Source organism: Kitasatospora sp. NPDC127067, assembly GCF_042724755.1.
In the GTDB taxonomy this organism is placed as follows: domain Bacteria; phylum Actinomycetota; class Actinomycetes; order Streptomycetales; family Streptomycetaceae; genus Kitasatospora; species Kitasatospora lactacystinica.
In genome coordinates, this window is the sequence record NZ_JBHXEM010000072.1 from 1 (window position 1) to 8,122 (window position 8,122).

6 protein-coding genes and 1 pseudogene are annotated in these 8,122 nt (G+C 73.6%); all 7 read left to right on the forward strand.

The annotated features are described in order from the left end of the window. The first annotated feature begins 156 nt into the window (after positions 1 to 156). The 7 genes and pseudogenes from pelF (at position 157) to ACFWJ4_RS25930 (ending at position 7,996) form a co-directional block, all read left to right on the forward strand. Entirely contained in the window at positions 157 to 1,674 is a 1,518-nt protein-coding gene (pelF, locus tag ACFWJ4_RS25900; protein WP_380547474.1) for a GT4 family glycosyltransferase PelF, read from the forward strand. Positions 1,675 to 1,774: 100 nt separating this feature from the next. Beyond that, positions 1,775 to 3,301: a hypothetical protein gene (locus ACFWJ4_RS25905; protein WP_380547477.1), complete on the forward strand. Its 1,527-nt coding sequence runs from the start codon at positions 1,775 to 1,777 to the stop codon at positions 3,299 to 3,301. Between the two features lie 136 nt (positions 3,302 to 3,437). Further along, on the forward strand, positions 3,438 to 4,430 hold the full coding sequence (locus ACFWJ4_RS25910) for an SDR family NAD(P)-dependent oxidoreductase (RefSeq protein WP_380547479.1): 993 nt from the start codon (positions 3,438 to 3,440) through the stop codon (positions 4,428 to 4,430). A 75-nt stretch (positions 4,431 to 4,505) separates the two neighbouring features. Then, positions 4,506 to 5,207, forward strand: a pseudogene (locus ACFWJ4_RS25915) (NDP-sugar synthase); the annotation flags it as partial. Between the two features lie 125 nt (positions 5,208 to 5,332). Further along, the gene (locus ACFWJ4_RS25920) at positions 5,333 to 6,250 is read left to right on the forward strand and encodes an NAD-dependent epimerase/dehydratase family protein (RefSeq protein WP_380547481.1); all 918 of its coding nucleotides are present in this window, start codon (positions 5,333 to 5,335) and stop codon (positions 6,248 to 6,250) included. Then, the gene (locus ACFWJ4_RS25925) at positions 6,247 to 6,942 is read left to right on the forward strand and encodes a spherulation-specific family 4 protein (protein WP_359913931.1); all 696 of its coding nucleotides are present in this window, start codon (positions 6,247 to 6,249) and stop codon (positions 6,940 to 6,942) included. The genes ACFWJ4_RS25920 and ACFWJ4_RS25925 overlap by 4 nt, the downstream gene beginning before the upstream one ends. Positions 6,943 to 6,964: 22 nt before the next feature. Continuing rightward, positions 6,965 to 7,996 (forward strand): endo alpha-1,4 polygalactosaminidase, encoded by a 1,032-nt coding sequence (locus ACFWJ4_RS25930; protein ID WP_380547484.1) that lies wholly within the window; start codon positions 6,965 to 6,967, stop codon positions 7,994 to 7,996. Positions 7,997 to 8,122: the final 126 nt, after the last annotated feature.

The following is an 8,122-nucleotide window of genomic DNA, read 5'->3' on the forward strand; positions in this document are numbered from 1 at the left end:
CCCCGCAGCACCACCCCCCCCGACGCCCGCCAACACGTCAACGGGTACGCCCGCGCGGCGGTGGGGTGGGGGCTCTCCCCCTGCCCCCCCCCCGCCACGGCTCCCGTTCCGGCCATCCAGGCCGGAACCGACGCAAGAACAGGAGGGGGGACAGGAATGCGCGTCACCCTGCTCACCGAGGGGACGTATCCGCACCAGCACGGCGGCGTGAGCGTCTGGTGCGACCAGCTCGTTCAAGGCATGCCGGACGTCGAGTTCGACGTCATCGCCGTCACCGGAACCGGGCACGAACCACTGGCCTGGGAGCTGCCCGCCAACGTGCGGTCGGTCACCACCGCACCGCTGTGGGGGCCGGCCTCGGAAGGCCGACCGCCCCGCGGCAAGGAGATGCGGCGCTTCCTCAACGCGTACGAGCGCTTCCTGCACTCCATCCTCGACCCGGTCTACACCACCCACTTCGGCACCGAGCTGTACAACTTCGCCGACCTCGCCCGGCACGGGCTGCTCAGCCCGGCGCTGCGCAGCGAGCGCGCGCTGCGCACCCTCCAGCACGTCTGGACCCGCGACTACCTGCCGACCGCCGTCTCCCGGCCCACCCTGCACGACGCCCTGAACGCCACCGACCTGCTGGAGCACGCCCTGCGGCCGCTCTCGGTCGAGCCGCCGAAGGACGGCGTCGCGCACGCGGCCAGTGGCGGGCTCGCCACCCTGCCCGGGCTGATCGCCGCCCAGCAGTACGGCGTACCGTTTCTGCTCACCGAGCACGGCATCTACCTGCGCGAGCGCTACCTCGGCTACCGCACCGGCCCGTACCGCTGGCCGGTCAAGGCGCTGCTGCTCGGCTTCTACCGGATGCTCGCCGAGGAGAGCTACCGGCAGGCCGCGCTGGTCACCCCCGGCAACCGGTACAACCGGCGCTGGGAGGAGCGCGGCGGCACGCCGTCCTCGCACATCCGCACCGTCTACAACGGGGTGGACCCGGCCGCCTTCCCGCCGGCCGGTCCCGAGCCCGAGACGCCGACCCTCAGCTGGGCCGGCCGGGTCGACCCGATCAAGGACCTGGAGACGCTGATCCAGGCCTTCGCCATCGTGCAGCGCGAGATCCCCGAGGCGCGGCTGCGGCTCTTCGGCGGCACTCCCAAGGGCGGCGAGGCGTACCGGGACCGCTGCATAGCCCTGGCCGCCGAGCTCGGCATAGCCGAGTCGGTGGCCTTCGAGGGCCGCGTCGCCGACATCACCGACGCGTACGCGGCGGGCAACGTGGTCATGCTCTCCAGCATCAGCGAGGGCTTCCCGTTCACCCTGATCGAAGCGATGTCCTGCGGCCGCGCGACCGTCTCCACCGACGTCGGCGGCGTGCGCGAGGCCGTCGGCGACACCGGACTGGTCGTCCCGCCGCGCGAGCCCGAGCCGATGGCGGCCGCCGCGATCGAGCTGCTGCGCGACGCCGAACGGCGCGCCCGGCTCGGCGAGGGCGCCCGGCTGCGGGTGATCGAGCAGTTCACCCTCCGCCAGAACATCGACGGCTTCCGCGGGATCTACACCGAACTCCTGGGCACCGCCCGCTGGATGCCCGGCGGCATGGTCGCCGTCACCGACCAGGTCCCCAGCCCCGACTGGGACCAGCAGCTGGCCTCCGCCGCCCGCCCCGAGCCGAGCGAGGTCGGAGCGTGAACCGGCGCCCGGAGCACCCCCGGCCGGCGGCCGGGGGAGAGAGAACCGTCGAGAAGCGCGTGTCCCGCGAAGCGGCCGCCGAGCACAACGAGGTCGGAGCATGAGCGGTCCATTGCGACTGGTTCCGGACGAAGCCGGACCCGAGCACACCATGCAGCTGCGCACCCTGCCGATCAAGCGCCGCCGCCCCGCCCAGCCGGAGCAGGAGCCGGAGCCCGAGGAGTCGCTCTACCTCTCCGCGGACCCGCTGGACGAACTCGCCGAGCGCCTGCGCGACGTCTGCGCCGACGCCGTCCACCCGTACGAGATCGCGGCCTTCCTGGAGTCCGACGGCCTCTCGGACGAGCAGGCCGCCCTGCTGTACGGCCGCCCCGACGCGTTCACCGTCGCCGAGGAGCTGTTCGAGAAGGTCCAGCGCCGCTACCCCGGCCCGAGCTCCGAGTTCGCCAACCCCTGGCGGGCCGATCCCTGGCGCTGCGTGGTGCGCGGCCTGGTGTTCGCCCTGCCAGGGCTCGGCTACCTGCTCGGCGCCAGCCTGTTCGCGACCACCCGGATGCGCTTCGGCCTGCCCTCGGGCATGCTCGCGCTGTCCGTCGCCACGCTGGTCAGCTGGGGCTTCAACCAGGCGCTGGCGCACCGCTCCTACCGCTGGCTGGGCCGGATGCGCCGCCGCGAGGCCGCGGTCTGCCTGGCCGTCGGCGCCCCGGTCGGCGCGCTGGTCGCGTCCGCCGCCGCGTACGTGGTCGGCGGGCCGCTCGGCGCGCTGTCCTTCGCCGCCGGACAGTCCTGCTACCTGGGCGCGGCCACCGTGCTGCTGGTGCTCGGGCGGGAGAAGTTCCTGCTGCTGGCGCTGGCCCCGGCCTCGGTCGGCGCGGGCGTGGTGCTGGCGGTGGACGTTCCGCAGCTGGTCCGCACGGTCGTGCTGCTCGCCTCGGTGGTACTGGCGGTCGGACTGGCCGCCCGGGAGCTGCTGGTCTGCATCCGCGGCGGCGAGCGCGAGTCCGTGGAGCTGAGGCTGCCGGTCCGCCAGGAGGTCCCGCACCTGCTGTTCGGCCTGGCCTGCGGCGCGCTCACGCTGATCGCCGGCCTCGGCGGGACCATCCACCAGGCCGTGCAGTCCGGCGGCCACCCCGCGCAGGAGACCTCGACCACCCCGACCGGACCGGCCATGATCGCGCTGACGCTCAGCCTGGGCCTCGCCGAGTGGCTGCTCTTCCGCTACCGGGCACTGGCGGTCGCCGCACTGCGCACCAGCCACACCAGCGGCCAGTTCTCCCGCCGCACCGGCGCGATCCTGCTCGGCTGCCTGTTCATCTACCTCACCACCGTGGCCGCGCTGGACGCCGCCGCGACCGTGCTGTGGCCCGGCGCCCCCGCGCTCGGCGTGCCGCAGCTCGGCGCGATGCTGCTCCTCGGCGGCTCGCTCTGGCTGGCGCTGCTGCTGAACGCCTTCGGGTTCAGCTGGAGCACCGCCCTCGTCTGTCTGGCCGCCGCGGTCGCCGAGAGCGCCGGGCTGCTGACAGGTGCGGACCCGATCGTCCTGCAGCTGATCGGCTGCGGGGCGGCCGCCACCGTCCTCACCGCACTCGCCGGGCCCGCGCTCGGCCGCACCACCCAGCACCGCTGAACACATCGAATATCCCGCACGCCTCCATTCGCGTGCACCGCCGTACCCGTTTCACCTGAGACACCCACCGGGCCTACGGCGGCCGGCCACCGCAGGGCGTCCGGCCGCCCCGGCAGATCGAGAAAGCGAAATCCGCATGAGCAGCGTCGCGGTTACCGGAGCCGAGGGCTTCATCGGCTCCCACCTCGTCGAGACCCTGGTCGCCGACGGGCACCACGTCCGCGCGATGGTCCAGTACAACTCCTTCTCGTCCTTCGGCTGGCTGGAGACCCTGTCCGAGGAGGTGCTGGACTCGGTCGAGATCGTCCTCGGCGACGTCCGGGACCCGGGCTCGGTCAACGGCCTGGTCAAGGGCACCGAGGCGGTCTACCACCTGGCCGCCCTGATCGCGATCCCGTACTCCTACCGCGCCCCCCACTCGTACGTCGACACCAACGTCACCGGCACCCTGAACGTGCTGGAGGCGGTGCGCCACCTGGAGATCCCCCGCCTGGTGCACACCTCCACCAGCGAGACCTACGGCACCGCGCAGACCGTGCCGATCACCGAGGACCACCCGATCAACACCCAGTCCCCGTACGCCGCCTCCAAGGCCGGCGGGGACCGGCTGGCCGACAGCTACCACGCCAGCTTCGAGACCCCGGTCGTCACCCTGCGCCCGTTCAACACCTTCGGCCCGCGCCAGTCGATGCGCGCCGTCATCCCGACCGTGATCGCCCAGGTCGCGGCCGGCCAGACCGAGATCACCCTCGGCGACCTGCGCCCGACCCGCGACTTCACGTTCGTCAAGGACACCGCCAACGCCTTCCGCACGGTGGGCACCGCGCCCGCCGAGTCGGTGGTCGGCCGGACCTTCAACGCCGGCACCGGCGGCGAGATCTCGGTCGGCGACCTGGTCACCCTGGTCGGCAAGCTGATGGGCGTGGACCTGGTGGTGAAGGAGGACGAGCAGCGCATCCGTCCGACCAACTCCGAGGTCATGCGTCTGGTCGCGGACGCGACCCGGCTGCGCCGGGCCACCGGCTGGGCCCCCGGCTTCAGCCTGGAGCAGGGCCTGGAGCAGACCATCGAGTTCTTCCGCGACCCGGCCAACCTGGCCCGCTACAAGACCGACATCTACAACGTCTGACCCGCCGTAACCGATCTTGCTCGTCCTGGTAACCAAGGTTCGTGTCCTGCACATCCTTTCCGTGGGGGAAACACCATGCACGCAGTGATCCTGGCCGGCGGTAAGGGCGTCCGTCTCCGCCCGTACACCACCGCGCTTCCCAAGCCGCTCGTTCCGATCGGCGACCAGCACGCGATCCTGGAGATCGTGATGCGCCAGCTCGCCGCCGCGGGCTTCCAGAGCGTCACCCTGGCCATCGGCCACCTCGGCCACATCATCCGCGCCTACGTCGGCAACGGCTCCCAGTGGGGCCTGCGGGTCGGCTACGCCGTCGAGGACAGCCCGCTCGGCACCATGGGCCCGCTGCTCACCATGCAGGACCGCCTGCCCGAGCACTTCCTGGTGATGAACGGCGACATCCTGACCGACCTGGACTTCGCCGGGGTGCTCAAGCACCACGAGGCGTCCGGCGCCCCGCTGACCATTGCCACCTATGCCCGTCAGGTCAAGATCGACTTCGGCGTGCTGACCGCCGCCGAGGGCACCATCACCGGCTTCCAGGAGAAGCCCAGCATCGACTACCGCGTCTCGATGGGCGTGTACGGCGTCTCCCGCTCGGCGCTCGCCAAGTACACCCCCGGCCTGCCGCTGGGCTTCGACGAGCTGGTGCTGGACCTGCTGGCCGCCGGGACCCCGCCGTCCGCGTACGAGTTCGGCGGCTACTGGCTGGACATCGGCCGGCCCGACGACTACGACCGGGCCAACGCCGAGTTCTCGACCATCCGCCCGGTCCTGATGCCCTTCGAGTCGACCGCCACCACGCCGAGCGTCGCGGAACTGCCGATCCCGGCCGCCCGCACCGCCCCGGACGACGAGCACACCGAGCCCGCCACCGCGGGCGCCGAGAGCGACGGACGGGCCGCGTGAGAATTCTGCTCCTCGGCGGCGACGGCTTCCTCGGCCGTCACGCCACCGCCGTCCTGCGGTCACTGCCCGGTGCCACCGTGCTGACCGCGGGGCGGCGGCCCGCCCACGATCTCCGGCTGGACCTGGCCACCGCCCAGGCCGGCCCGCTCGGCGAGGAACTGTCCGCGCTGGCCCCCGACGCGGTGGTCAACTTCGCCGGCGCGGTGGCCGGCAGCGCGGTCAAGCTCGCCGAGGTGAACGCCCGCGGCCCGGCGGTGCTCTGCGAGGCGCTCTCCCTCGGCGCCCCGAAGGCCCGCCTGGTGCACATCGGTTCGGCCGGCGAGTACGGCGTCTGCGGGCAGGGCGAGTCCCTGACCGAGGACGCCGACGCGCGCCCGGTCGGCGTGTACGGCGCAACCAAACTGGCCGGCTCCCTCGCGGTGGCCGGCTCGCCGCTGGACACCGTGGTGCTGCGGGTGTTCAACCCGGTCGGCCCCGGCGCCCCGGCGGGCTCGCTGCCCGGCCGGCTGGCCGCCGAGCTGCGCCGGGTGGCGCCCGAGGGCGCCGACGGCGTGATCACGGTCGGCGACCTCTCCGCCTACCGCGACTTCGTCGACGCCCGGGACGTGGCCGGGGCGGTCGGCCTGGCCGTCACCGCCGAACGGCCGCTGCCCCGGGTGCTCAACCTGGCCTCCGGCCGGGCCCGGCAGGTCCGGGCGATCGCCGACGGGCTGATCGCCGCGGCCGGCTTCACCGGCCGGATCGACGAGAGCGGGGCGGGCTCCGAACGCTCGGCCGCGGTCTCCTGGCAGCAGGCCGACGTGTCGGCCGCCGCCCGGGAACTCGGCTGGCGGCCGGAGACGGACCTCGCCGACACCCTGCGCGACCTGTGGCTCGGCACCGCCGGGCCCACGCCCGACCCGGTGGTCGCATGACCACCGGGCAGACCCCCGACGGCCGCCTGCTGGTGCCGCTGTACGTCCACCCCGCGGTGGACCCGGCGGCCTGGCAGGCGGTCGCCGCCGCCGACCCCGCCCGGATCGCCGCCGTCGTGCTCAACCTCGCCGACGGTCCGGGCGAGGTCCCGGACCACGTCTTCGCCGAGGCGGCCGACCGACTGCGCGCCGCCGGCCTGCCGCTGGTCGGCTACACCGACACCGACTACGGCCGCCGCCCGCACGCGGCCGTGGTGGCCGACATCCTGACGTACCGTCAGCGCCACGGCATCACCGGCGTCTACTTCGACCAGGTCACCACCCACCCGGGCGCGCTCGCGCACTACCGGCGGCTGGCCACGGCCGCCCGCGCGGCCGGCTGCGGCACCGTGGTGTTCGGCCACGGCGAGCACCCGGACCCGGGCTACGCCGAGGTCGGCCTGGCCGACCTGCTGGTGACCTTCGAGGGCGACTGGGACGCCTACCGCGACATGACGCTGCCGCTGTGGACCGGCCGGCACGCGGCCTCCCGCTTCTGCCACCTGGTCTACGACGTCCCCACCGAGAACGCCCAGGACGCCGCCGCCCTGATCGCCGCCCGGCGAGCCGGCGTCGGCTGCGCCGTACCGGGAGCCGGGGAGAACCCCTGGCGCACCCTGCCGTACGGCCTGAACGCCGCTGAACTGACCTGACCCGATCCGGAGTTCGACTACCGTGAACCGTCGCAACCGGCTGCTTCCGGCCACCCTGGCCCTCGCCACCGCCACCGCCCTGCTGGTCAGCTCGTGCAGCAGCTCGGGATCGGAGGACGACCAGGACTCGGCCGACGGCACCCCGAGCAACTCCCCCGCGGCCACCGCGCCGAGCACCCCCGGCACCCCCGGCACCCCCGACGCGGCCACCACCGCCCCGGACACCCCGACCCCCGGGCCCACCACCCCGAGTGCCGGCGCGCCGGCCCCGGGAACGCCCGCCGGCAGCCCGCCGCCCGGTACCCCTCCGGGCACCGGCACCCCGCCGGGCAACCCGGCACCGCCGCCGGCCGGCGCCCGCTGGCAGCCCACCCCCGGCCTGGCCTGGCAGTGGCAACTCGGCGGCGCCGTCGACCAGTCGGTGGACGTCCCGGTCTACGACATCGACGGCTTCGAGAACGACGCCTCGGTGGTGGCCGCGCTGCACGCCAAGGGCCGCAAGGTGATCTGCTACATCAACGCCGGCTCCTGGGAGAACTTCCGCCCCGACTCCGCCGCCTTCGCCAAGTCCCTCCAGGGCTCGGACACCGGCTGGAAGGGCGAGAAGTGGTTCGACATCCGCAAGCTCGACCAGCTGAGGCCGCTGATGGCCGCCCGCTTCGACATGTGCCGGAGCAAGGGCTTCGACGCCATCGAGCCGGACACCATCGAGGCCTACAACCAGAACAGCGGCTTCCCGCTGACCGCCGACGACCAGCTCAAGTACAACCGGATGCTGGCGCAGCTCGCCCACGAACGCGGCCTGGCGATCGGCCTGAAGAACGACCTGGACCAGATCCCGGCGCTGCTCGCGGACTTCGACTTCGCGGTCAACGAGGAGTGCTCGCAGTTCGACGAGTGCGACCGTGTCGCCCCCTTCGTGAAGGCGGGCAAGGCGGTCTTCCACGTCGAGTACAAGCTCGACACGGACCGGTTCTGCGGCAAGGCCAAGTCGCTGGGATTCAGCTCGATGCGCAAGAAGCTCGAACTGGACGCCTGGCGCAAGCCCTGCTGAGGAACTCGGCTCCCGTCGCGGGGGGGGGGGCGGCGCGGGGGGGGTCGGGGTTTGTCCGGGCCGGGGGGGGGGGGGGCGGGGGGGGGGGGGGGGGGGGGGGGGCCCCCCCCCGGGCCAGTCGCCGGG